This window comes from Streptomyces sp. CA-278952, assembly GCF_028747205.1.
GTDB lineage: Bacteria > Actinomycetota > Actinomycetes > Streptomycetales > Streptomycetaceae > Streptomyces.
In genome coordinates, this window is record NZ_CP112880.1 from 5,652,609 (window position 1) to 5,673,657 (window position 21,049).

28 protein-coding genes and 1 pseudogene are annotated in these 21,049 nt (G+C 70.5%); 15 read left to right on the forward strand and 14 right to left on the reverse strand.

Annotated elements, in window-relative coordinates:
• Positions 1-44: 44 nt before the first annotated feature.
• From N7925_RS25265 to N7925_RS25285, 5 genes are read right to left on the reverse strand one after another with little or no spacing between them, the layout of a single operon-like run.
• Positions 45-419, reverse strand: a complete 375-nt coding sequence (locus tag N7925_RS25265) for a hypothetical protein (RefSeq protein ID WP_274345246.1) — start codon at positions 417-419, stop codon at positions 45-47.
• Between the two features lie 10 nt (positions 420-429).
• Positions 430-828 carry a hypothetical protein gene (locus N7925_RS25270; protein WP_274345247.1) on the reverse strand — a complete coding sequence of 133 codons (399 nt, stop codon included), beginning with the start codon at positions 826-828 and terminating at the stop codon, positions 430-432.
• Positions 829-857: 29 nt separating this feature from the next.
• Positions 858-1,238, reverse strand: coding sequence for a hypothetical protein (locus N7925_RS25275; protein ID WP_274345248.1), 381 nt, complete (start codon positions 1,236-1,238; stop codon positions 858-860).
• Entirely contained in the window at positions 1,235-1,483 is a 249-nt protein-coding gene (locus tag N7925_RS25280; RefSeq protein ID WP_265601726.1) for a hypothetical protein, read from the reverse strand. The genes N7925_RS25275 and N7925_RS25280 overlap by 4 nt, the downstream gene beginning before the upstream one ends.
• Complete coding sequence (locus N7925_RS25285) at positions 1,480-1,752, reverse strand: hypothetical protein (protein WP_274345249.1); 273 nt, start codon at positions 1,750-1,752, stop codon at positions 1,480-1,482. The genes N7925_RS25280 and N7925_RS25285 overlap by 4 nt, the downstream gene beginning before the upstream one ends.
• A gap of 93 nt (positions 1,753-1,845) precedes the next feature.
• Here N7925_RS25285 and N7925_RS25290 point away from each other — a divergent pair, with 93 nt between their 5' ends.
• The 4 genes and pseudogenes from N7925_RS25290 (at position 1,846) to N7925_RS25305 (ending at position 3,694) form a co-directional block, all read left to right on the forward strand.
• On the forward strand, positions 1,846-2,685 hold the full coding sequence (locus N7925_RS25290) for a helix-turn-helix domain-containing protein (RefSeq protein ID WP_274346554.1): 840 nt from the start codon (positions 1,846-1,848) through the stop codon (positions 2,683-2,685).
• Complete coding sequence (locus N7925_RS25295; protein WP_274345250.1) at positions 2,682-2,891, forward strand: DUF397 domain-containing protein; 210 nt, start codon at positions 2,682-2,684, stop codon at positions 2,889-2,891. Before N7925_RS25290 ends, N7925_RS25295 begins: the two co-directional genes overlap by 4 nt.
• Before the next feature lie 119 nt (positions 2,892-3,010).
• Positions 3,011-3,411, forward strand: a pseudogene (locus tag N7925_RS25300) (UTRA domain-containing protein); the annotation flags it as partial.
• A gap of 73 nt (positions 3,412-3,484) precedes the next feature.
• The gene (locus tag N7925_RS25305) at positions 3,485-3,694 is read left to right on the forward strand and encodes a DUF397 domain-containing protein (RefSeq protein ID WP_274345252.1); all 210 of its coding nucleotides are present in this window, start codon (positions 3,485-3,487) and stop codon (positions 3,692-3,694) included.
• Positions 3,695-3,762: 68 nt separating this feature from the next.
• On the opposite strand, the gene tgmC is transcribed toward N7925_RS25305, so the two are convergent.
• The 3 genes from tgmC to tgmA are packed head-to-tail and all read right to left on the reverse strand — an operon-like array spanning position 3,763 to position 6,146.
• Positions 3,763-4,932, reverse strand: a complete 1,170-nt coding sequence (tgmC, locus tag N7925_RS25310; RefSeq protein WP_265601730.1) for an ATP-grasp peptide maturase system methyltransferase — start codon at positions 4,930-4,932, stop codon at positions 3,763-3,765.
• The gene (gene tgmB, locus N7925_RS25315) at positions 4,929-5,888 is read right to left on the reverse strand and encodes an ATP-grasp ribosomal peptide maturase (protein ID WP_274345253.1); all 960 of its coding nucleotides are present in this window, start codon (positions 5,886-5,888) and stop codon (positions 4,929-4,931) included. Before tgmB ends, tgmC begins: the two co-directional genes overlap by 4 nt.
• Before the next feature lie 3 nt (positions 5,889-5,891).
• Positions 5,892-6,146: a putative ATP-grasp-modified RiPP gene (tgmA, locus tag N7925_RS25320; protein WP_265601732.1), complete on the reverse strand. Its 255-nt coding sequence runs from the start codon at positions 6,144-6,146 to the stop codon at positions 5,892-5,894.
• Between the two features lie 115 nt (positions 6,147-6,261).
• Between tgmA and N7925_RS25325 the strand changes: the two genes are divergently transcribed.
• Together N7925_RS25325 and N7925_RS25330 are read left to right on the forward strand one after the other, a co-directional pair.
• Complete coding sequence (locus tag N7925_RS25325) at positions 6,262-7,365, forward strand: XRE family transcriptional regulator (RefSeq protein ID WP_274345254.1); 1,104 nt, start codon at positions 6,262-6,264, stop codon at positions 7,363-7,365.
• Between the two features lie 20 nt (positions 7,366-7,385).
• Positions 7,386-7,967 carry an HD domain-containing protein gene (locus N7925_RS25330; protein WP_274345255.1) on the forward strand — a complete coding sequence of 194 codons (582 nt, stop codon included), beginning with the start codon at positions 7,386-7,388 and terminating at the stop codon, positions 7,965-7,967.
• Between the two features lie 141 nt (positions 7,968-8,108).
• Here N7925_RS25330 and N7925_RS25335 read toward each other — a convergent pair whose 3' ends face one another.
• A complete protein-coding gene (locus tag N7925_RS25335; protein WP_274345256.1) occupies positions 8,109-8,975 on the reverse strand; it encodes a sigma-70 family RNA polymerase sigma factor in 867 nt (288 codons plus the stop codon).
• Positions 8,976-9,081: 106 nt separating this feature from the next.
• Here N7925_RS25335 and N7925_RS25340 point away from each other — a divergent pair, with 106 nt between their 5' ends.
• From N7925_RS25340 to N7925_RS25350, 3 genes are all read left to right on the forward strand, one after another.
• Positions 9,082-9,438 (forward strand): DoxX family protein, encoded by a 357-nt coding sequence (locus tag N7925_RS25340; RefSeq protein WP_265603999.1) that lies wholly within the window; start codon positions 9,082-9,084, stop codon positions 9,436-9,438.
• 142 nt (positions 9,439-9,580) lie between these two features.
• Complete coding sequence (locus N7925_RS25345; RefSeq protein ID WP_265601736.1) at positions 9,581-9,841, forward strand: hypothetical protein; 261 nt, start codon at positions 9,581-9,583, stop codon at positions 9,839-9,841.
• A gap of 36 nt (positions 9,842-9,877) precedes the next feature.
• The gene (locus N7925_RS25350; RefSeq protein ID WP_265601737.1) at positions 9,878-10,468 is read left to right on the forward strand and encodes a hypothetical protein; all 591 of its coding nucleotides are present in this window, start codon (positions 9,878-9,880) and stop codon (positions 10,466-10,468) included.
• 61 nt (positions 10,469-10,529) lie between these two features.
• Here the strand turns inward: N7925_RS25350 and N7925_RS25355 are convergent, their stop codons facing one another.
• Both N7925_RS25355 and N7925_RS25360 read right to left on the reverse strand, forming a co-directional pair.
• Positions 10,530-11,417, reverse strand: coding sequence for a S1 family peptidase (locus tag N7925_RS25355; RefSeq protein ID WP_274345257.1), 888 nt, complete (start codon positions 11,415-11,417; stop codon positions 10,530-10,532).
• A gap of 144 nt (positions 11,418-11,561) precedes the next feature.
• Positions 11,562-11,696 carry a hypothetical protein gene (locus N7925_RS25360; protein WP_274345258.1) on the reverse strand — a complete coding sequence of 45 codons (135 nt, stop codon included), beginning with the start codon at positions 11,694-11,696 and terminating at the stop codon, positions 11,562-11,564.
• A gap of 129 nt (positions 11,697-11,825) precedes the next feature.
• Between N7925_RS25360 and N7925_RS25365 the strand changes: the two genes are divergently transcribed.
• The 3 genes from N7925_RS25365 to N7925_RS25375 all read left to right on the forward strand — a co-directional run bounded on the left by N7925_RS25365 (position 11,826) and on the right by N7925_RS25375 (position 14,128).
• Entirely contained in the window at positions 11,826-12,269 is a 444-nt protein-coding gene (locus tag N7925_RS25365) for a nuclear transport factor 2 family protein (RefSeq protein WP_274345259.1), read from the forward strand.
• Between the two features lie 89 nt (positions 12,270-12,358).
• Positions 12,359-13,012 (forward strand): HAD family hydrolase, encoded by a 654-nt coding sequence (locus N7925_RS25370; protein WP_265601741.1) that lies wholly within the window; start codon positions 12,359-12,361, stop codon positions 13,010-13,012.
• Positions 13,013-13,132: 120 nt separating this feature from the next.
• Positions 13,133-14,128, forward strand: coding sequence for a glutaminase (locus N7925_RS25375; RefSeq protein WP_265601742.1), 996 nt, complete (start codon positions 13,133-13,135; stop codon positions 14,126-14,128).
• Positions 14,129-14,205: 77 nt separating this feature from the next.
• On the opposite strand, the gene N7925_RS25380 is transcribed toward N7925_RS25375, so the two are convergent.
• Positions 14,206-14,943, reverse strand: coding sequence for a class I SAM-dependent methyltransferase (locus tag N7925_RS25380; RefSeq protein ID WP_274345260.1), 738 nt, complete (start codon positions 14,941-14,943; stop codon positions 14,206-14,208).
• Between the two features lie 79 nt (positions 14,944-15,022).
• Entirely contained in the window at positions 15,023-15,916 is an 894-nt protein-coding gene (locus N7925_RS25385) for an NADP-dependent oxidoreductase (RefSeq protein WP_265604000.1), read from the reverse strand.
• Between the two features lie 87 nt (positions 15,917-16,003).
• On the opposite strand from N7925_RS25385, the gene N7925_RS25390 reads away from it, so the two are divergent.
• The gene (locus tag N7925_RS25390) at positions 16,004-16,582 is read left to right on the forward strand and encodes a TetR/AcrR family transcriptional regulator (RefSeq protein ID WP_274345261.1); all 579 of its coding nucleotides are present in this window, start codon (positions 16,004-16,006) and stop codon (positions 16,580-16,582) included.
• Between the two features lie 51 nt (positions 16,583-16,633).
• Here the strand turns inward: N7925_RS25390 and N7925_RS25395 are convergent, their stop codons facing one another.
• Positions 16,634-17,839: a PP2C family protein-serine/threonine phosphatase gene (locus tag N7925_RS25395; RefSeq protein WP_274345262.1), complete on the reverse strand. Its 1,206-nt coding sequence runs from the start codon at positions 17,837-17,839 to the stop codon at positions 16,634-16,636.
• Between the two features lie 264 nt (positions 17,840-18,103).
• Here N7925_RS25395 and N7925_RS25400 point away from each other — a divergent pair, with 264 nt between their 5' ends.
• Both N7925_RS25400 and N7925_RS25405 read left to right on the forward strand, forming a co-directional pair.
• Entirely contained in the window at positions 18,104-19,549 is a 1,446-nt protein-coding gene (locus N7925_RS25400; RefSeq protein WP_274345263.1) for a basic amino acid/polyamine antiporter, read from the forward strand.
• Between the two features lie 165 nt (positions 19,550-19,714).
• Positions 19,715-20,971, forward strand: coding sequence for an arginine deiminase (locus N7925_RS25405; protein WP_265601747.1), 1,257 nt, complete (start codon positions 19,715-19,717; stop codon positions 20,969-20,971).
• The last annotated feature ends 78 nt before the right edge of the window (positions 20,972-21,049 follow it).

A 21,049-nucleotide genomic window follows, 5' to 3' on the forward strand; every position in this document is an offset into this window, starting at 1 on the left:
GGTGCCCTCGCGGCGGGCGAGCGCCCTTCCTGGCATCGACGTCCTCATGACCGGGAGAACAGATGAGGGTGCCGTTTCGCGAGGTCCCCTGCGATGGCCTCGTCGGTGGGGTCCGCGACCTCCCAGCCGTGGCCGGCCGGGTGGCCGACGAACAGCCCGCACGCCTCGTCCACGTCCTGGGGGCGGAGGGCGCAACACCACAGGAGCGGAGCCAGGCGTGCGTGCTCCGCGTTCCACCGGACCCAGACGGCGCTTCCCGGCCGTCCGTCCTCGTCCCACAGCATCGCCGCGTGGTCGTGGTCGTGGTCCTCACCCAGCTCGCAGAGTACGTGTCCGGCTTCCGGGCGGTGCCCGGGGACCGACAGGGCGACCACGTGCTCCGGGGGCGGCAGTAACGCGACGGCGGTGCACTGGTTCATTGGGTACGGGTCACCTTTCGGGGGAGTCGCCTGGTACGAGCCGCTCCGCGATCAGGTCGCCGAGCGGATCGTCGACGTCCCAGGAGTGGGGCGCGGTGTGGTGGTCGAAGAAGGAGCACTGCCGCACGGCGTCCGTGTCGAGCCGGCGGAGGCGGGCGGGGCACCAGGGCGCGCGGTCCGTCCGGTGGACGCGCTCGGGCCCGCCGCCGGTCCAGAAGAACCACTGGGCCGGTGAGTCGGGCGTTCTGCCCGGCCGGAGGAAGGCGGCGTGTTCGGTGTGCGGGCCGTCGTGCTCGCCGAGTTCGCACAGGACGTACGGCTCCGGAACGCCCGGCTCGTCCGCCCCGGGGGTGAGGAGCCGCAGTACGGCTTCGGGAGGGAGAAGGGTGACGGCGGTGCACTGGAGCACGGCGTTCAACTCCGTTTCGGGCGGCGGGACTACCGGTCGGCCGGGCGGCCACGCCACCCGGCGAGCGTCAGGCTCAGCCCGACGGCGGGGTCGAGCACGGTGAACAGCGCGGGGAACCCGGCCTCCAGGGCCCCTATGGCGTGGTCCTGATGCGCACTGCCGGTGGCCCAACGACGCAACTCCTCGGGTGCGTCGGAGCCGTGGAAGCGGACCGGTCTCACGTCGCCGGTCGGCAGCCGTACGGATTCGGGAGCGAGGGCGAGCCCATGGCCGTTGGCCAGGCGCAGCGCCTGCCGCCGGAGCCAGAGGAGTGCGAGCCGCCGGTTCCGTACGGCGACTCTGCCGAGCGAGGCGAACCGCTGCCCGTCGGAGAGGGTTACCTCGGCCGCGTAAACCGCTGACCGCGTCATGCGGACCGCCCGGGCGCGCCGTGCCGGATCAGCTCCCGCAGCCGGTCGGCCGCTGCCTCGACCTCGGCCAGGACGGCGGCGCGGCTCCCGAAGCGATCCTGGATGGCCGCGTCCAACTCGGCGCAGAACAGGGCCCGGTAGGCGGGGTCCGACTCGATGCGTACGAGCTCGGCGAGCGGCGGGGCGTACCGGTGACGGCGTTGGGCGAGCCGGGCACGTAACCGGGCAAGGGGACGCGGGCTCACAGGACCTCGCCCCGGCTACGGGCATTGAGGCGCGCGGTACGGGCGCGGAGCTGCTCCATCAGGATGGCCGGCCGCACATGGCGGGGCTCGACCTCCCACTCCGCGCCGCCCCCTACCGGCCGCAGCGACCAGTAGGGGCCGGCGACCCCTCGGAACTCCCCCACGCGGTCGGCGCGGCTGGTGTCGACCAGGAGGGTTCCGAGGGCGGGGGTGGGGGTGGAGGCGTTGGAGGGTGTGGGCGTATTCGGGCGTACGTTCTCACCGTACATCGATCGCTCCTCTCCGTAGCCGTTCGGCTACCGGGGCGATTCAGAGTGTCCTAGGGTCGGAACGTCTTCAACGTGGGGATCTGGGAGGGCACGTTGGTAAACATCAAGGAACTGAACCCCGAGGCGAGCCTGCAAGCGGCCTTCGGTGCTCGTCTGCGCAGGATGCGCGAGGAGCGTGGCTGGATTCAGGATCAGGTGGCCGAACTGCTCGGCTGCTCGGGCAGGCACATCTCGGCGATCGAAACTGGCCGCAAACCGGCGACTCTGCCTTTCGCGAGGAAAGCGGACCGATTATTTGATCTCATCGGATCGAGCGAGGCGTTCGAGCGCCAGTGGCAGGAGATGAAGCACGGCAACCTGCTGGAGGGCTTCCCGGAGTACGTGGGGTACGAGGGCCGGGCGGTGGAGATCAGGCTGTTCGACGTCGGTCTCATTCCGGGGTTGTTGCAAACACCGGAGTACGCGAGAGCTGTCGCCTACGGAGATGTGGAGCGCGGGTCCATCACCGTGGAACAGGCCAACGAGCGTGTCGCGTTCCTGGCGGAGCGGCAGGCTGCCTTGGTGCGGTCACGGCCGCCCATGGTGTTCGTTGTGATGGACGAGAGCTGTCTGCACCAAGCTGTCGGCGGCCCGGAGGTCATGGACGCTCAGCTCCAACGGCTGGAGGTGATGGCCACGCTGCACAATTGGATCATCCAGGTGTCGCCGTTCAGTCTGGGCGCACGTAGGGCGTTCTACCTACCGGTCAATCTGCTGACCATGGCGGATCGGTCCATCGTTGCGTACGCCGAATCACAGACGCAGGGACGCGTCGAGCGCGAAACTTCGTTCGTGGTGCCCATGCTCACGGCCTACCATCAGTTCCAGAGCGAGGCGCTGTCGAAGGTGGCGTCTATGGCCAAGATCAGCCAGTTGCGAAAGGGCACTCCGTGACGACCGAATCCCCTCGTTGGTTCAAGTCCTCGTACAGCGCGAACGGCGGCAACTGCATCGAGGTCGCCGCCAACCTCGCCGCCACGCGCGGCATCGTCCCCGTCCGTGACTCCAAGGTCGTGGACGGCCCCGTGGTCGCCGTCCCCGGCACCGCCTTCGCGGCGTTCGTCGCCGGCGTGCGGGGCGGGACGTTCGACACCGTCTGACAACGAACCGAGCAACCGGATGCCCCACCGCGCCGCGCACGGTGGGGCATCCTGCTGTTCGGAGAGAGGAGCACCCTGGGATGGCCACCATCGACTTCAGCGGGCGCGAGCCCGCACCCCGACCGCTCCTGCGTCGAGGGATTCAGCGTCTGGCACACGCGCAGTGGGGGACCGGTCGCTCGGTCTGGCAAGCGGAGCTCGCAGGCAGAGACCTGGTGGTGGATCACCTGGAGGTGCGGGAGGGTGCCGCCTCGGAGAACGTGGCGCGCGTGCTCGGTCGGGGCCCGGTGGGATCTACGCTCGGCTCGCGGAACTGGGCCATGGCCCAGTCCACTTCCGGGAGGAGATCCGCTCACGCAAACCGCTGCCCGAGGAGGCCGCGAAGCTCAGGCTTCCGGCCGGGACGCCCGTCATGCTCATCTGCCGGACCGCCTTCGCGGAGGGCGGGCGTGTCGTGGAGGTCAACGAGATGGTGCTCGATGCCGCCGGCTACGTCCTGGAGTACGACTTCGACGCGTGACCGCCCCGAGGCGCCCTGGTGCCTGCCCGGCCGCATCGTGCATCGTGGTGCTTCCCGCGGCGAAGGGACATCTGTGAAGCCCGAATCCCCGTGCTGGTTCACGTCCTCGTACAGCTCGAACGGCGGCGACTGCATCGAGGTCGCCGCCAACCTCGCCGCCACGCGCGGCATCGTCCCGGTCCGTGACTCCAAGGTCGTGGACGGCCCCGTGGTCGCCGTTCCCGGCACCGCTTTCGCGGCGTTCGTCGCGGGCGTGCGGGGCGGGACGTTCGACACCGTCTGACAACGAACCGAGCAACCGGATGCCCCACCGCGCCGCGCACGGTGGGGCATCCTGACAGCGCGGCCCGGTCAGGCGAGGTCGTGCCGCCAGCGGAGCGTGGGGTGGCCGTCGATCCAGTAGACGTGGGCCTCCTTCGTGACGCGGAGCCGTACCTCGGTGATGTCGGGGCGGTCCGCGTCCTGCCAGGCGGTGAGGGCCTGCTCGATCGTGTCCCACAGGGCGGTGGGGCCGCCCTGGCGGACCGTCCAGGTGCCGTCGTTCTCCGTGAACGAGGCGAAGGACTCGCGTTCCGGGTCGAAGAGGTACAGCAGCCGGTTGCCCTCCGACGATGTCGCGCGGGTGAAGCGCGCCCCTGGAGCCGCGAGTTGAGCCAGGAACGCGGGCATCCAGTCCTCCAGCAGGAGCGGCGACACCTTGGTCTCGCGCTGACTGTCAGCATAGGCGGTGCGGGCCGACAGGTCACCATCGACGGGTGCCTCCGCCTGGGACCGGGCTTGCATGAACGAGCTGCGGCCGATGATCGCGCCCTCGGCGGTGCCGTCCTCCGCGACGGTGACCTTCGCGAGGCCGGTGCCGTAGTGCCAGGAGCCGCCGACCGTGGTGAGGACGATGCCGCCCGGTCTGGTCTGCCTGATCCAGGCGTAGGGGATGCGGCGCACCGCGCAGGTGGCGATGACGCGGTCGTACGGGGCGCGGCGAGGGTGGCCGAGGAGCCCGTCACCCGTGACCGTCCAGGTCGAGTATCCGGCCGTTTCCAGGGCGTCGTCCGCCCGGGCCGAGACGCCGGGGTCCACTTCGACCGTGGTGACGGCGTCCTCCCCGAGGCGGAAGCACATCAGGGCGGCGGAGTAGCCGGTTCCCGTGCCGATCTCCAGGACCTGATGACCGTCCTCCACCTCCAGCCTCTCCAGCATGTCCACAACGGTGACCGGGGTGGTGGACGAGGAAGTCGGGGAGCCGGTCACAGGGCTGCTGACCTGGTCGGCGGTGAGGTGTCCGTCGAGCTGGGTGGCCAGGGACTCGTCGCGGTAGGCGATCCGTGCCCACGCGGCCGGGTCGCTCCCGGCAGCGGTCACCGGTTGCCACCGACCCCCCTCCGCGGGCAGGAACACACCGGGGTTCAGGAACAGCTCGCGGGGAACGGCCTCCACCGCCGCCCGCCACGGGGAGCTGATGAGGACGCCCGCCTGCGTCAGGCGTTCGGCGAGGGCACGCCGCTCCTGGGCGGTGTCGGTCATGGGGCGACTCCTTGCGTCAGCAGTTCAGCGAATGCGGTGGACATCGGGAGGCCGGTGGACTCCTCCAGCCACCCCCACTGTCCGTTCGGGTTCAGCTCCAGCCACCAGAGGCCACCGGTCTTGTCGACGGCGAAGTCGAAACTTCCCGAGGCCAGCTCGAAGTGGTCCAGGTATGACAGGAGCGCCTTCTCCACGCGGTCGGGCAGGTCCACCACTCGGTAGGACAAGGCCGAGTAATCCTTGCGCCAGTCCAGCATCCCGGACTCGATCCGTACGGCGAACACCTGTCGGCCGACGACCAGCACGCGAAGATCGGCCGCCTTGTTCACCACGGCCTGGAACAGATGCGGGGCCACAGCCACGCGCTCGTCGATCTCTGTCGCCACGACCGGGTCGGCCCACCCGGTGAGGGGAACACCACCTCGCTGGTAGGGCGTCCACCGGAGCGTCTTGAAAATCGCCTGATCGTGGCTGTCGACGAAGGACCGCGCCTCGTCCGGGTCGTTCGTGACCAGCGTCGGCGGCACCGTCAACCCGAGGCGCTGAGCAACCGCGAGTTGGGCCGGCTTGTAGTCGGCGGCGGCGTTGCGCAGGGGATGGTTGACCCACAGTGGTCCGTCGAGGGCGTACAAGGCCCCGCCGAGCCCGTAGCGGGTGTGGGCCGCCGCGAACCGTGCGTCGTCCGCACCGAGATGGCCGAAGGCCGGCCACACCGGGCGGCGCCAGTACACCGACCGGACCTCAGCCAGCTCCACGGTCCGCGACGGGGTGCGGAGCTGCCCGGCCACAGGGACCGGGCAGCTCCCGAACCGAGCGGAGACCGTCAGGGCCACCCCGATGTCGGCGGGGTTGAACCTGGCGACCGGCACGTTGCGCCGATTCAGCTCGCTGATCACCATGTCGGCGGTCAGATCGTCCGCCTCGGTGGCCACCAGCACCGGCCTGTTGTCGGTCATCGCTCAGTCCTGCTCGGAGTCCTGGTCGTGCCCCTGGTCGGGGGCGGAGTCCGAGTTCGTGATCGTGCTTGTCTCGGTGCCCTTGGCGGTGCCGTGCTTGCCCATCTCGACCACCGTGCCGACGCGGTCGGCGAAGATGCCGAGCTGGGTGTCGGGGTCGAGCGCGACGGACGTGTGGGGGCGATATGTGACGGTCGGGTATGGGGCAAGCCGACCGGCTCCCCAGGGACGCACGCGGTGCTCAATTGCGGTAGCCATACCGGCCTCCTTGACGGGGGTGGTTGTTGTCGAATCAGAAGCTACGGTCACCGTCGATGGAGTAGGACTGACCGGAGGTACGGGTTTGGGCGACCGACGACATCGGGGGTGCGGCATGAACGCGAAGGAAGTCACTCGCGGACGCGCGACCGCGGGCGTGGTCGCCGGGTTCGTACTCCGCGTGGCCCGGGAGAGTACAAGCATCCGCACGCAGGCCGGTATGGCTGACGCGATGGCGGTTGATCTTGCCACCTGGCAGGGATGGGAGACCGGACGACGACCGCTTGCCCATGTCAAGGCCGGTGTCCTGCTCGACATTCGGCGCCGATTACTTGCGTTGGGCGCCGACCCCGATGTCCTTCACCTTCTCGACCCGGCGATGTGTGCAGACCGCGTCATCACGTCCACGATTTATCCAGAGGTCAACTCCCGTCACCCACTCGCGGCCTGGGTGCACACCCGCGACACGGCCCACATGATCGCCTGGGCTCTCAACGGCACCGTTCCGCCCGCTCTGGCCCGTAGAGCGGCTACGAGACGTCGCGGCCCCGTGGCCAAGGCCCCGCTCCTGTCGGCGCCCGACCGAAGCGTGTTCTTCGCGCACCTTCGTGAGACCGCCGAATCCGCGTTGCGCGCCGGAGAGGACGGGCTGCTGCTCCACCGCCAGTGCCTCTACCTCTGCTCCTACGACCAAGGCCCCGAGGCGACATCGTGGATGGTGCATGCTCTGCACCGCAACCGTGACCTGATCTCTGTGCGAGGTTGGACTCCGCACTGGGCCGCCGCTCGATCAACTGTCGCCGCACTGAGGAGACTTGGCGACCATCGGCCTCTGCTGGACTTCATTGACAGAGGTTTGGCGGGCGACGACTCTGCTGAGATCGCGAACCTCAACTACTGGGTCTACTGGTTCGGTTCGATCCGGGAGGCGCAGCCGGATGACGGCTTCATGCGGCACGATCCAGCCAACTGGGAGCCCGTGCGGCTCCTTCGCGGACTCGCCGTCGGCCTCCAACAGGCTCCGGCGTACATGGACCTCTACGTCCACTCGCTATGGGCTCTGCTGTCCACCAACCGGTGGCTGCCCCTGGCAGACCCGGTTCTCGCGGATGGTCTGGCCACACAGACCGCCCAGCTCCTTGACCACGAGGGGATCTCTCTGAGAGCGAGGCGGGAACTCAGCGCGGTGCATTACGTTCTACGCGAGAACCGCACATGACATATCGGAGGTCGCACTTCATGGCGGACACAGAGCAGGAGCAGGCAAAGGGCACTACAGGCTTCCTGCTGGAAATGGGGATGCTCAAGCGCGCCAAGCGGTCCGGGTGGTGGATCGCAGGGGTGAAGGACCCCGAGACCATCGCGGAGCACAGCTTCAGAGTCGCGCTGATCGGCTCCGTACTCGCCATGATGGAGGGCGCCGATCCGGCGAAGGCTGCTCTCCTCGGCCTGTGGCACGACACCCAGGAAACTCGCGTCGGCGACATCCCGCACATCGGCCGCCGCTACCTCGAAGCCGCCGGGAACGAGAAAGTCACCGCCGACCAAGTATCGGCCGTACATCCGGCGGTCAAGGCCGGTGCCCAGCGGATCGTGGAGGAGTACGAGAACGGCGACTCCCCCGAAGTCGTCTGCGCGCACGACGCCGACAAGCTCGAATGCCTCCTCCAAGCCGTCGAGTACCGCGAACAGGGCTGCTCCAACGTCCAGCCCTGGATCGACAGCAGCATCGCCAAGCTCAAAACGCCTTCTGCCCAGGCCCTCGCCGAGGCCGCGCTCACCATGACGTCGATCGAGTGGCAGCAGACGTACCTCCGTTGAGACCGGTTCCTCGGCCTCGTCCTGTGGGCCGAGGCATCAATGCGGGTCCGCGGTTCCCATGCCGTACGCGTCGCCGCGCTCGGGCACGGTGGCTCCCGTCCGGCCGGGGCGGACCGCGACCGATCGGGCAGGACACCCTGTTCAGAGGGCCTTCAGCGGCTCCAGGGCGTCGAACCGGTCGTCCGCCTGTGCCGGCCGCAGCGTGACGCGGGTGACCTGCCCGCCCGCCGTGCTGATCTCGATGGTGGCGAAGGGGTGCCCGCCCGGGGCGATGACGTACATCGGCCGGCCGTTGACGGTGAGGCGGCAGGCCGCCCGGATGCGGCCGCGGAACCGCGCGGTCTCGGCGGCGATGTCGGCGGCACCGGTCACGGTGGTGGCGCCGCCGTGCGGCAGGAGCGCCGCCTCGGCGTCGCGGACGCTGTCGGGCGCGAGCAGGTGGATCATGCCGCGCGTGTCCCCGGTCCGGGCCGCCGCCATGAAGGCGTCCACGATCCGCTGATCCGCCCGGCCGGGCTCCTCCACGCCCTGCCGGGCCGGGGCGAGGCGTCGGCGTGCGCGGCTGGCGTGCTGCTTGGCGCTGGGCACGGTCGCGCCCAGCACCTCCGCGATCCGGTCGAACGGGGTGGAGAACAGGTCGTGCAGGACGTACGCGACCCGTTGGGGCGGGGTCAGCCGGTCCAGCAGGACCATCAGCGCCCGGGATACGTCCTCGGCACGGAGGACCGCCTCGTCCGCGGCCAGGTCCACCGCCGGGACGGCTTCCGCGAGCAACGGCGCTTCGGCGCGGCGGCGGCGGGCGCGCAGCTCGTCCAGGCAGACCCGGGCGGTGACGGTCGTGAGCCAGGCCGACGGGTTCTCGACCGGCGGTGACGACCGGGCGGTGGCGGCCCGCACCCAGGCGGTCTGGACGGCGTCCTGGGCGTCCTGGGCCGAGCCCAGCATGCGGTGGGCGACGGACAGGAGACGCGGGCGCGCGGTCTCGAACTCTTCGACCGTGATCGGCATGGGTGTCACCTTCGGGGGCCGACGGACGTCAGGACGGGTGGTTGGAGAACCTTCCTGTCCGCCTCCCGAGAGATGAGAACGCCATGAGCCTACAGCTGGTGATCACATGAGTTCCGTACTGTTCGTCGCCACGGTGGGGTGCGTCGTCGTGAACGTGCTGATCGCGGTCGCGGACTTCGCGCGGGCGCCCTTCGTCCTGGCGAACTCCGCGGAGGTCCGGCTCCCGCCGACTGCGGTGCCGTATCTGGCGACGCTCAAGCTCGCGGGCGCCGCCGGCCTCCTCATCGGCCTGTTCGGGGTCCCCTGGCTGGGCCTGGCGGCGGCGATCGGCCTGACCGTGTTCTTCGTCGGCGCGGTCCTGGCCCACGTCCGCGTCCGCGTCTTCCACAACATCGCCTTCCCGGGGATCTACCTGCTGCTCGCCGTCGCCAGTACCGGCTTCTTCGCAGGCGGCGGGCGGTGATCGCCGCCTGCGCGGACCTTCACACCGGCGAGGGCCGAGAACTCGCCGTCGTCCACGCCTGGCCGGCTGGACCGGGGCCCGTGCGACAGTCGCGCGGGCTCCACGCCGGTTTCGAGCGGCGCCCCGGGGGCAACCGGCCGCCATGGACACCCACGCGCACACCGAAGAAGAGGCCCCGACCCAGGGGGACGAGCACCACGTCCTCCTCAGCGCCGACACCAACGGCGACGGCAAACCCGATGTATGGATGACGGACACCACCGGTGACGGGAGAGCGGACCTCTACCAGTTCGACACCACCGGCGACGGCGCGATCGATGTGACGGTGGTCGAGGGAGCGGACGAGCCCGGCACGGACCGGCTCGTCGTCGAGGGCGACGGCGGCCACCCCCAGCAGGTCTGAAGCCATGACCTCCCATCGCGGCGGAGAGGTGGGGGCATGACCGCTTCTGCCGGAGAAGCACACGACGGTACGGGCCGCTGGAGCGTGGCGGGGCCCGTCCTAACCGTCCTGTCGGCGGCGGCGGTGGGAGGCTTCCTGACGGGGGCGGTCCTTGGTGAGGGCGAGAGGGATCTTCCGCAGGGGCTGTTCCTCGCCGCCGCCTTCGTCCTGCTGGGCGCGGGTGCGTTCGCCGCGACCTGGTGGTGGAACCGGCGCCGGGCGGCGAAGTTCGGGATGAGCGCGGGCCGCTACCTGCGGGTAGGCCGCCTGATCCGGCGCGGCGAGGCGCCGGACGACCCCACCGAGCGCGCGGCCGCGGTCGACATCGCCGCACGCATGCGGCGTGCGCTGGGTTCCTCCTCACGCCGGTGGGTGTGGTGGCTCGTGGGAGCGGGCGCGCTGCTGTGGTTCGTGAGCGGGGTGTTCCTCGTCGTCGACGGCAGCTACGGACGTGCCTCCTACAACCTCGTGATGGCGGGCCTGCTCCTCGTCAACCCGCTGGCCATGCGCGGTCGCCGTCGGCGGATGAAGGCCGCGGAGCGGGCTCTGGGCACCCGGCCCCCGTCGGCCACGCCGCCGTCCGTGTGACGCAGTACCGGTATCGGGCAGAAGTGCACGGCCGACGCGATGGTCGGAGTGGAGTCCTGAATCAGCCGTGGCGGTCTATCGCCTCACGGATCCAGCCCGCGTAGGCGGGTGCGCTGGTGTAGAGCCCCGGTCCATCGCTGCACCGCACGTCCGGCGCCCCGGGGCCGGAGGTGACGCCGATGAGCTCCCAGCGCCCCTTCCGGTCCCGCTGGAGCTGGGGGCCGCCCGAGTCGCCGTTGCACGCCATGGCGTTAGGTATCCGGCTGACGGTGCACAGGCGGGTGCTGTCCGCGTAGCCTGGTGCACAGTCGGTCATCGCGCCCCGGCGGGTGTCGAGTTCCTGGAGCCGGTCGGGGAAGACCCACGGGGCGTCGGGTGCGTCGTCGGTCCTGCCGAAGCCGAGGATCCGGGTCGGGGTGCCGGGCCGCCCCGGACGGTCGGCGATGCGGACTGGTTTTTCCGCGACCGGGCGGTTCAGACGGATCAGGGCGATGTCGTCGCGGTTGGGGCCGGTGTTCTCACCGCTCCGGTAGCCCGGGTGGGACACCGTCTTCGCGACGGACCGGACCGTGCCGCCGGAGTCCTTCCACTCGCTGCCGACCCTGACCGTGCCGTCCAGGGTGACCAGCCTCGGGTCCACACAGTGGGCGGCCGTGAGCACCCATCGGGAGTCGATCAACGATCCCCCGCAGACCCCCTTGAACGTCGGGTCGTCCGCACCCGTCACGGGGATCGACACCATGGACGGGTAGCGCTGGGTGGAATCCTTGCCGTTGACGATGGCTCCGGCGCTGCCGGTCATCGTGGCGGCGCACGCCGCTCCGGCCAGGAGGACCGTGGCGGCGCGCGCCACCGTACGGCGTGAGGACTTCAAGCGGAACACTGGTTCTCCGATCGGCTGAGCATGTTCGACATGCTCAGCCTCCGCGATCAAGAGCAGCTGATCCATCCGGCCAGCGGGCCTGCCTGAGGTCGGGCCCGCTGGTCCGCGCGGGGTGGGGAGACCCCCCGGACAACGTGGGTCATCGACGTCCGGTGTGGCGCCCGGACTGCCGGAGCCGCCCGTCCACACGAGCCTGTTGGACGGAGCCCTCTACGGCACGTGCCGGGCGAAGAACCGGGGCCCGGTGTCCAGCTCGAACTCCGGGGCGCCGGTGTGCCCGCCGAGGTTGGTGTGCAGCGGAACGGTGACCCGGCGGGCTTCCTGCGAAGCCGTCGCCGTCCTCAAGCCGCGCAAACAAGTGGATCTGGATGATCCGCTCGTCTTACTTCCGAGGTAATCGTCTTGGCGTGCCCGTGCTGGCAGGGTTGGCGATCTCTCCGCGTCGCAGGACGCGGACCGGACGGAGAGGTCGTCATGTCTACAGCCACGTCTGCGAGCACGCGCGCGGTGATCGAGGAGTTGCTGCGCAGAATCGGCGAGGGCAACCCCGAGCGCATCGCCGAGATGTATGCCGAGCAGGGCGATTGGAAGCTCTCCTGGCCGGAGGCCGAGCACGGCCGTACCGCCACGCCGTGGATCCGCCACCGGTCCACCCGGGCCGACGCGGCCGCCCACTACCGCGAGCTTGCCGAGCACCACGTGCCGGAGCAGGTGGCGACCGAGATCGAGCGCATCCTTGTCGACGGAAGCGACGCGGTCGTGCTGGGCGTGATCCGTCAGACCGCCCGGCCCACGGGGCGTGCCTACCGGGCGCGGTTCGCTCTGCACCTCACCGTCGCGGACGGCCTCGTCACCCGGCACCATGTCTACGAGGACAGCCTGGCCGTCGCCCATGCCTTCGCAGCGGAGCACCAGTGAAGAACCCGGGCCACCGTGGGGACGCCGCCGCTCACACGGCGGCCTGCTGAGCTGCCGCGTGACGGGGACGGCCCGTCTATCCTGCGGGCATGATCCAACCGATTGAACTCGTCATATTCGACTGCGACGGCGTGCTGGTCGACAGCGAACGCATCGCGGTGCGCGTGGACGCACTCGTCCTGGCCAAGCTGGGATGGGAACTCACCGAAGCCGAGATCATCGACCGTTTCATGGGCCGCTCCAGCCAGTCGATGACGCGGCAGATGGAGGAGCACCTCGGGCGCAGCCTGCCGGCCGACTGGGAGGAAGAGTTCAAGCCCCTCTACCACGATGCGCTCGCCGCTGAACTCGCCCCCGTCGAGGGCATCGTCGACGCTCTCGACGCGCTCACGCACCTGCCCACCTGCGTGGCATCCAGCGGGAGCCACGACAAGATGCGTTTCACCCTGGGGATCACCGGTCTCTACCCGCGCTTCGAAGGCCGCATCTTCAGCGCCACCGAGGTCGAGCACGGCAAACCGGCCCCGGACCTGTTCCTCCACGCCGCGCGACAGATGGGGGTCGCGCCCGAGGCGTGCGCCGTGGTCGAGGACAGCCAGTACGGTCTCCAAGCAGCCCGGGCCGCAGGCATGCGCGCATTCGCCTACGACGGGGGAATGACTCCCGTGGACCGCCTCGAAGGGCCCGGCACCGTCGTCTTCGACGACATGCGCAGGCTGCCCGGCCTCCTCGCGGATCAGTGACCACCACCTGAGGCGATTCCCGGCCGGCCGGGTGAGAGACCCTAGGGGGAGCCCCCCCCCACCTCTGCTCCGCCCACCGGGCCTCCTCGCTCCTCTCCCCGTTCTCCGTCAGGAATCGCCGTGTCCCACCCCTCCGCCGCTCCTCGGACGAGCAGCACAGCTCTGCGCGCCGACGCGAGCAGCGCCGCTCCGCGCGGCGACGCGCACCGCTTCAGCTCCGTCATCAGCCGCATCGCCGAGGAGATGGCCGCACTCGTCGACCACGGCACCCCCGCCGACTACATCCCGATGCTCGCCGGCGCCGACCCCCGGCGCTTCGGCATGGCGGTCGCGGAGCCGGACGGAACCGTCTACGGCGTCGGCGACTGGCAGCAGCCGTTCTCGACGCAGTCCATATCCAAGGTGTTCGCCCTGGCCCTGGCGCTCTCCCTGGACGGCGAGCAGATATGGCGGGGAGTCGGCCGGGAGCCTTCGGGCAACCCGTTCAACTCCCTGGTGCAGCTGGAGTACGAGAACGGCATCCCCCGCAACCCGTTCATCAACGCCGGGGCCCTGGTGGTGACCGACCGGCTCCAGGCGCTGACCGGGGACGCCGCCGGCCAGGTGCGGGAGCTGCTGCGCTCGGAGAGCGGCAATGCCGCCATCGACTTCGTACCGGAGGTCGCCGCCTCCGAGGCGGCCTTCGGCGATCGCAACGCCGCGCTGGCCCACTTCATGGCCTCCTACGGCAACATCACGCTCCCGGTCCCCGAACTGCTCGCCGCCTACTTCCGCCAGTGCTCGATCGAGGCGTCCTGCGCGGACCTGGCCCTCTCCGCGGGATTCCTGGCCCGGCACGGCATTCGGGCCGACGGTTCCGCGCTGCTCACCCGCAGCCAGGCGAAGCAGGTCAACGCGGTCATGCTTACCTGCGGGACGTACGACGCGGCCGGGGAGTTCGCCTACCGGGTGGGGCTGCCGGGCAAGAGCGGCGTCGGCGGGGGGATCATCGCCATCGTGCCCGGAGTGTGCACCCTGTGCGTATGGAGCCCGGGGCTCGACCGGCGCGGCAACTCGGTGGCGGGCGTCTCGGCCCTCGCCCGCTTCACCACGCTGACCGGGCTGTCCGTCTTCTGACGCGAGCGTGGCTGTCCGTCTCTGAGGCGAGCGGGGCGGGGTATCGACCACTGTGGCTCCCAACTGCCTCCGCAGCCTCACGACTTCAGGGCGATGAGGCGGTACAGCGGGTCCGGGCGGGGCGCGTCCTGGTCCGGCAGCGCGGCGAGCCGCCGGCACGCATCGGCCACCTGCTCCCGGGGCGCGTGAGTGCACCAGGAGATGCGGCCCGCCTCGATCACCTCGCGCCACCCGCGAGGGCTGCGGCCCTGTCCCGTGCCGGGGAACCGCGTCCGTCCGACCGCCCCCAGACCCTGTTCCGCCGCCCAACCGACCAACCGGGCCGATCGGTCGGGCACCTGGGGCGCGTACTGGCGGCGCAGGTCCGCCGTGGCCTCGGCGATGTCGCTGTCCTCGGCGAAGTACGCGTCGTTCTTGTCGACGGTGGTGATCAGCACCCCGCCGGGCCGCAGCACCCGGGCCGCCTCCGTCAGGACCGGCACGGGGTCCGGCAGCAGGTGCAGCAGCCAGATGATCACGACGGCGTCCACCGCGTCCGGCGCGAAGGGCAGCCGTGTGCCGTCGCCCCGCACGATTCCTCCCGGCACCCGCCGCGCGGCGAGGCCCAGCATCCCGGGCGAACGGTCGACGCCCACCACCGTCCGTCCCGGACGCCGCAGCCGCTGCGTCACGATGCCCGTGCCGCACGCGATGTCCAGGACGGTGCAGGGCCCTTGCGGCAGGAGCCGTTCCACCGCGCCCGCCGCTGCCCGGGCTCTCGCTTCACCGCCCCGGGACGCGTCGTAGTGCCGGGCCTCGTCGTCGTAATCGAGCACGTCCGTCCCCTGTCACCGCGCCGGTGGCTGCCACTGTGCCCTGCCCGGCGTACCCTACGGGCCGCGACTTGCCTCCCGGTCAGATGATCACCACGCGGCGGCCCCGCGTATGCCCCGCCCGGCTGTCGATGTGCGCGGCGGCGGCCTCGGCGAGCGGATAGGACTTCTCCACGGGGATGTGCAGCCGGCCGCGTGAGATCAGCGCGGCCGCCTCGGCCAGCGCGTCCGGCACGCTCCCCGCCACGCCGGAGAACCGGACGCCGAACTCCGCTGCGCCCAGGTCCGCGATGGTGACCACCTTCCCCGGGTCACCGGTCAGTTCGACCAGTTCGCCGAGCACGCCCGAGCCCGCCAGGTCGAGCGCGGCATCGACGCGGCCGAGCAGCCGCACCCGCTCGACCCAGCCCTCGCCGTACGTCGTGGCGAGCGCGCCCAGGCCGCGCAGGTACTCCTGGTTGGCGGCGCCCGCCGTGCCGATGACCGTGACGCCCCGGTCGCGGGCGATCTGCAGCACCGCCGATCCGACCCCGCCGGACGCGCCGTTGACCAGCAGTGTTTGGCCAGGGCGGACTCCGACCTCCCGGATGACGCGCAGCGCGGTCTCCACCACGGACGGATAGCCCGCCGCCTCCTCGAAGGTCAGGTCCTCCGGCATCCGGGCCCAGGCCGACAGCACGGCGAACTCGGCGTACGTGTCGGAACCCTCGCCGAACACGTGGTCGCCGACCGCCACTCCTTCGACGCCCTCGCCCACCTCGTCCACCACTCCGGCGGCGTCGAGGCCCACCCCTGACGGCAGTTCGACCGGATGGGCTCCCAGGACCTGGCCTTCGCGGATGCGCCAGTCGACGGGGTTCACCCCGGCGGCCCGTACCCGGATGCGTATCCGGCCGGGGCCCGCGTGGGGCCTTGCGGCATCGATGAGCCGCAGTACGTCGGGGCCGCCGAACGCGGCGAAGCTCACCTTCTTCATGCTCTTCAGGTTCTCCATGCGCCGAACATAACACTAACCGTTAGCTTTCCGTACCGGTGTCACTTTTGTATTTGCTAGTGTCGGCGCATGAACGAGCCCAGCGGACGCCGCGAGCGGAAGAAGGCCGCGACGCGCCAGAAGATCGCCGAGACCGCTCTCCGGCTCTTCCTGGAACGCGGGTACGACGCCGTGGGCATCCGCGAGGTGGCGGCCGAGGCGGACGTAGCCGTGACCACGCTCTTCTCCCACTTCGCCTCGAAGGAAGCGCTGGTCTTCGAGCAGGATCAGGGGTTCGAGCAGGGCCTCGTCCGGGCGGTGGCCGAGCGGGCGGCGGACGAGCCCCTGATTCCCGTGCTGCGCCGCGAGATCCACACCCTGGTGCGCCACTGCGCGGCGCCCGGGGCCGCCCCGGTCCGGAACATGATCGAGTCGTCGCCGTCCCTGCGGGAGTACGAGGAGTCGATGCGGCTGCGCCACGCGGAGTCGCTGGCCGCCGCGATCGCCGCCGACCTCGGCGTACCGGAGACGTCGACGGCCTGCCGGACCATCGCGAGGTTCGCGATCGACGCCTACGCGCTGGCTCGTGAGGCGGCCGATCCGCAGGCCGCGGTGGACGAGATCTTCCGGATGATCGAGGCGGCCTGGGGGGTCTCCCGCCTCGCCTGAGGAGGGAGGCGGCCTGGGGGGTCTCCCACCTCGTCTGAGGAGCGTTCGTGCTCAGGCGGCCGACCGGCGGATCCCGCCGCGAGGGCCGTGCCAGTCGAGGCACAGGGCGGTGGCGTCGTCCTTCGGCGGCCGGCCGCCATAGGCATCGGCCACCGCGGCGACCAAGGTGCGGACGACCTCGCGCGGATGCTCGGCCGCGGTCCGCAGCAGGAGGCCGGGCAGGTCGACCGTCTCCGCTTCGCGTTCTTGCATTCCGTCGGTGAACAGCACAAGACGGTCGCCGGGGCGCAGGTCGATGTCCTGTACCTCATAGGTGCCCTGAGGGGTGAACCCGAACGGCATGTTGACGACCATGCCCACTTCCTCGACCACGCCGTCGCGAAGCCGGAGCGGTCCGGGGTGGCCGGCGTTGACCAACTGCGCACCGCTTCCGTCCAGGGCGATGCGGAGCAACTGGCCCGTGGCGTAGGTGTGGCGCCCGTGGTCGAGGAGGGCCTGATGCATGTGGCGGGCCTGTTCGGTGAGGTCCGCTCCGGCGCGGCGGGCGCCGCGGGAGGCGTTCACGACCAGGGTGGCGGTGAGGGAGGCGTCGACGTCGTGGCCCATGGCGTCGGTGACGGACAGATGCAGGGTGTCGTGGTCGAGGCAGTAGTCGTAGGTGTCCCCGGCGATGTCGGAGGCCGGGACCAGGGCTCCGGCCAGGGCGAACTCGGACGCCTCGCAGGAGGGGGCCGACGGGAGGAGCTGCCGCTGGATCTCCGCCGCCAGGCTGACCGTCGTGGTGCGGTTTCCCCAGTGGTAGAGGTCGGTGAACCGGCGGTCGGTGACGATGATGTACGCCAGCGCGTGCGCGGCCTCCTCGACCTGCTCCAGCACGCTCTCGGTCACGACGTCGAGGTACAGCTCCAGCACACCGATGGTGTCACCGCGGTTGGTGACCGGCGCGAGCACGCGCTGCCCCAGCCCGCCCTCCTCCGCCAGCACCGTCTTCTGGGCCCGCAGAACCTTGTCGTAGATGCCGCTGCCGGCCAGGGGGACCCCCTCGGCCCGTCTCTCGGTCCGGTGCTCCTGGGAGACGCCGACCGTGTCGTTGACCCGCAGCAGACGGCTGCCGACCACGTCGACGAAGAGGAACGACACGTACCGCGCACCGAACCGCGTGCGCAGATCGCGCGCCACGACATCGATCGAGTCCACCGGGGCCGCGCTCTCCGCCGCCGCCAGCACTTCGGCCAGTCCCATCCGGTCACACGTCATCACAGCCTCCCCAAGTTGAGACTGCTTCTGCCCGCTGACGCCTCTCTCATGGCACCGATCGAGGAAACCTGAGGTGGCGGCGAGAGATTGCGACCGGGGCGTCCCCTCGGAAGTACCCCGGAACGAGCCGGGTCCACCTGTGGTGTTCAGCTTCGCGAGCAGGGCTCGGCGCACCACCCCGCCGGTGAGGATATGGGGTGTTTTGCCCCAAAAAGTTGTTAGCTTTCCCTGGTTGGCCGATGACCGCATCGACAGGGGAACGTCATGACGCACGCCGAACCTCAGGCCGCGGAGCGCCCGGCGGTGAAGCTGACGCTCCTCACGCTCACCGCGATGGTCGTCGGCTCGATGGTGGGCGCCGGGGTGTTCTCGCTGCCCCGACGCTTCGCGCAGGAGACCGGTGTCGCGGGAGCGCTGATCGCCTGGGCCGTCGCCGGGACCGGCATGCTGATGCTCGCCTTCGTCTTCCAGACGCTCGCCGTCCGCCGGCCCGACCTGGACGCCGGGGTCTACGCGTACGCGAAAGCGGGCTTCGGCGAGTACCTCGGCTTCTTCTCCGCCTTCGGCTACTGGGCCAGCGCCTGCGTCGGCAACGTCACCTACTGGGTGCTCATCATGTCGACGGTCGGCGCGGTGGCGCCCGTGCTGGGCGACGGCGACACCGTGACGGCGGTGGTGATCTCCTCGGTCGGCCTCTGGGGGTTCTTCCTGCTGATCCGCCGGGGCGTCAAGGAAGCCGCGGCGATCAACCGGATCGTCACCGTGGCCAAGATCGTGCCCATCCTCTTCTTCGTGATCCTGGCGCTGTTCTACTTCGACGCCTCGGTCTTCGCGGACAACTTCGGCGGCGCCGACTACGCGGGCTCCCTCTTCAACCAGGTCCGCGGCACGATGCTCGCGACGGTCTTCGTCTTCCTCGGCGTCGAAGGCGCCAGCGTCTACTCGCGCCACGCCAAGCGTCGCGAGGACGTGGGGCGGGCCACCGTCCTCGGATTCCTCAGCGTCTTCTCCGTCTTCGCCTCCGTCACGATCGTCAGTTACGGACTGCTGCCGATGGCCGAGATCGCCGAGCTGCGGCAGCCCTCGATGGCCGAGGTGCTGGAGTCGGCGGTCGGCACCTGGGGCAAGGTCTTCGTCAGCGTGGGCCTCATCGTCTCCGTGCTCGGCGCCTACCTCGCCTGGACGCTGATGGCCGCCGAAGTCCTGTTCGTCGCCGCGAAGGACAAGGACATGCCCCGCTTCCTGGGGCGGTCGACCGGGGCGGACGTGCCCGAGGCCGCGCTGCTCATGACCACGTGCCTGAGCCAGGTCGTCCTGGTCGTGACGCTGTTCTCCGACGACGCCTTCAACTTCGCCCTCGACCTGACCAGCGCGCTCAGCCTGATCCCCTTCCTCCTGGCCGCCGCCTTCGCGGTACGGATCGCCTGGCGGCCCGGCCGGTCCGACGTGGAGGGGCGCAGTACCCGGCGCGAGCTGGTGATCGCCGTGGTGGCCACGCTCTACACCGCGTTCCTGCTGTACGCGGCGGGGCTGAAGTTCGTCCTCGTCTCCTTCATCCTCTACGCCCCGGCCACCTTCCTCTTCGTCAAGTCCCGCAAGGAACAGGGGCGCAGGCTCTTCTCCCCGGGCGAGGCCGTCATCTGCGCCGTCTCGGTCGCCGGCGCCGTGGCGGGGGTCGTGGCGCTGGCCAGGGGATGGATCGAGCTCTGAGCGACCTCCGCCCGTCCTCGCTCTACGCGACCTCCGCCCGTCCTCGCTCCGAGCGCCCCCCGCCCGTCCTCGCTCTACGCGACTTGCGCACAGCCTCGCTCCACGCGCCCCCGCCCGTCCCCTCTGCCGTCACCGAGTCTGCCGTCACCGAGCGAAAGGCCCACCGTGAACAGCACCACCCCCGCATCCGCCCTCGGCGTCCACTCCGAAGTGGGACGTCTGCGCAAGGTCCTGGTCTGCGCCCCCGGTCTGGCCCACCGGCGGCTGACCCCGACCAACTCCGGCGACCTGCTCTTCGACGACGTGATGTGGGTGGAGAACGCCCAGCGCGACCACGCCGACTTCGTCGCCCAGCTCACCGGGCGCGGCGTGGAGGTCGTCGAACTGCACGAGCTGCTCGCCGCCACCGTGGCTCTGCCCGAGGCCCGGGCGTGGCTCCTGGACCGGAAGATCACCGCCAACGAGGTGGGCCTCGGCCTGATCGACGACACCCGCGCCTTCCTGGAGACCCTGACCCCGCGGCAGCTCGCGGAGTACCTGATCGGCGGGCTCGCCACCGCCGACCTCCCCGACGCGTTCCGCTCGGGGTACGTGGCGCTCGCCCGCGAGGGGGCCGGGGCGCGGGAGTACCTGATGCCGCCGCTGCCCAACACCCTGTACACCCGTGACACCACCTGCTGGCTCTACGGCGGAGTGACGCTGAACCCGCTCTACTGGTCCGCCCGGCGCGACGAGACCCTGCTCATGAAGACGATCTACACCTTCCACCCCGACTTCCGGGGCTCCACCGTCTGGTGGGGCGACCCCGAGAAGGAGTGGGGCCAGGCCACGTTCGAGGGCGGGGACATCATGCCCGTCGGCAACGGCGTCGTCCTCATGGGCATGAGCGAACGGACCTCCCGCCAAGCCATCACACAGGTCGCGGCGGCCCTGTTCGAACAGGGGGCGGCCGAGCACGTGATCGTCGCCGGGATGCCGAAGCTGCGCTCGGCGATGCACCTCGACACGGTGTTCACCTTCGCGGACCGGGACATCGTCACGCTGTACCCGCGCATCATGGACGGCGTCCACGCGTTCTCGCTGCGGCCGTCCGACCTGGCTCCCGGGATCGAGATCACCGACGAGGGCAGCACCCCGTTCACCGAGGTCGTGGCCCGCGCCCTCGGCCTCCCCCAGCTGAGGGTGATCGAGACGGGCGGCGACGTCTACGCCTCGGAGCGCCAGCAGTGGGACAGCGGCAACAACGCGGTGGCGCTGGAGCCCGGCGTGGTCTTCACCTACGACCGCAACACCCAGACCAACGCGCTGCTGCGCCGGGCCGGGGTGGAGGTCATCACCATCGTCGGGGCGGAGCTGGGCCGGGGCCGGGGCGGCGGGCACTGCATGACCTGCCCGCTGATCCGCGACGCGGTGACGTTCTGACCGCCGGACCTGCCGCACGTCGGCCACACCGCCTCCCGGCTCCGGGCCCCGTAAGGCAAAGAGCCGTGTACGCAAGGG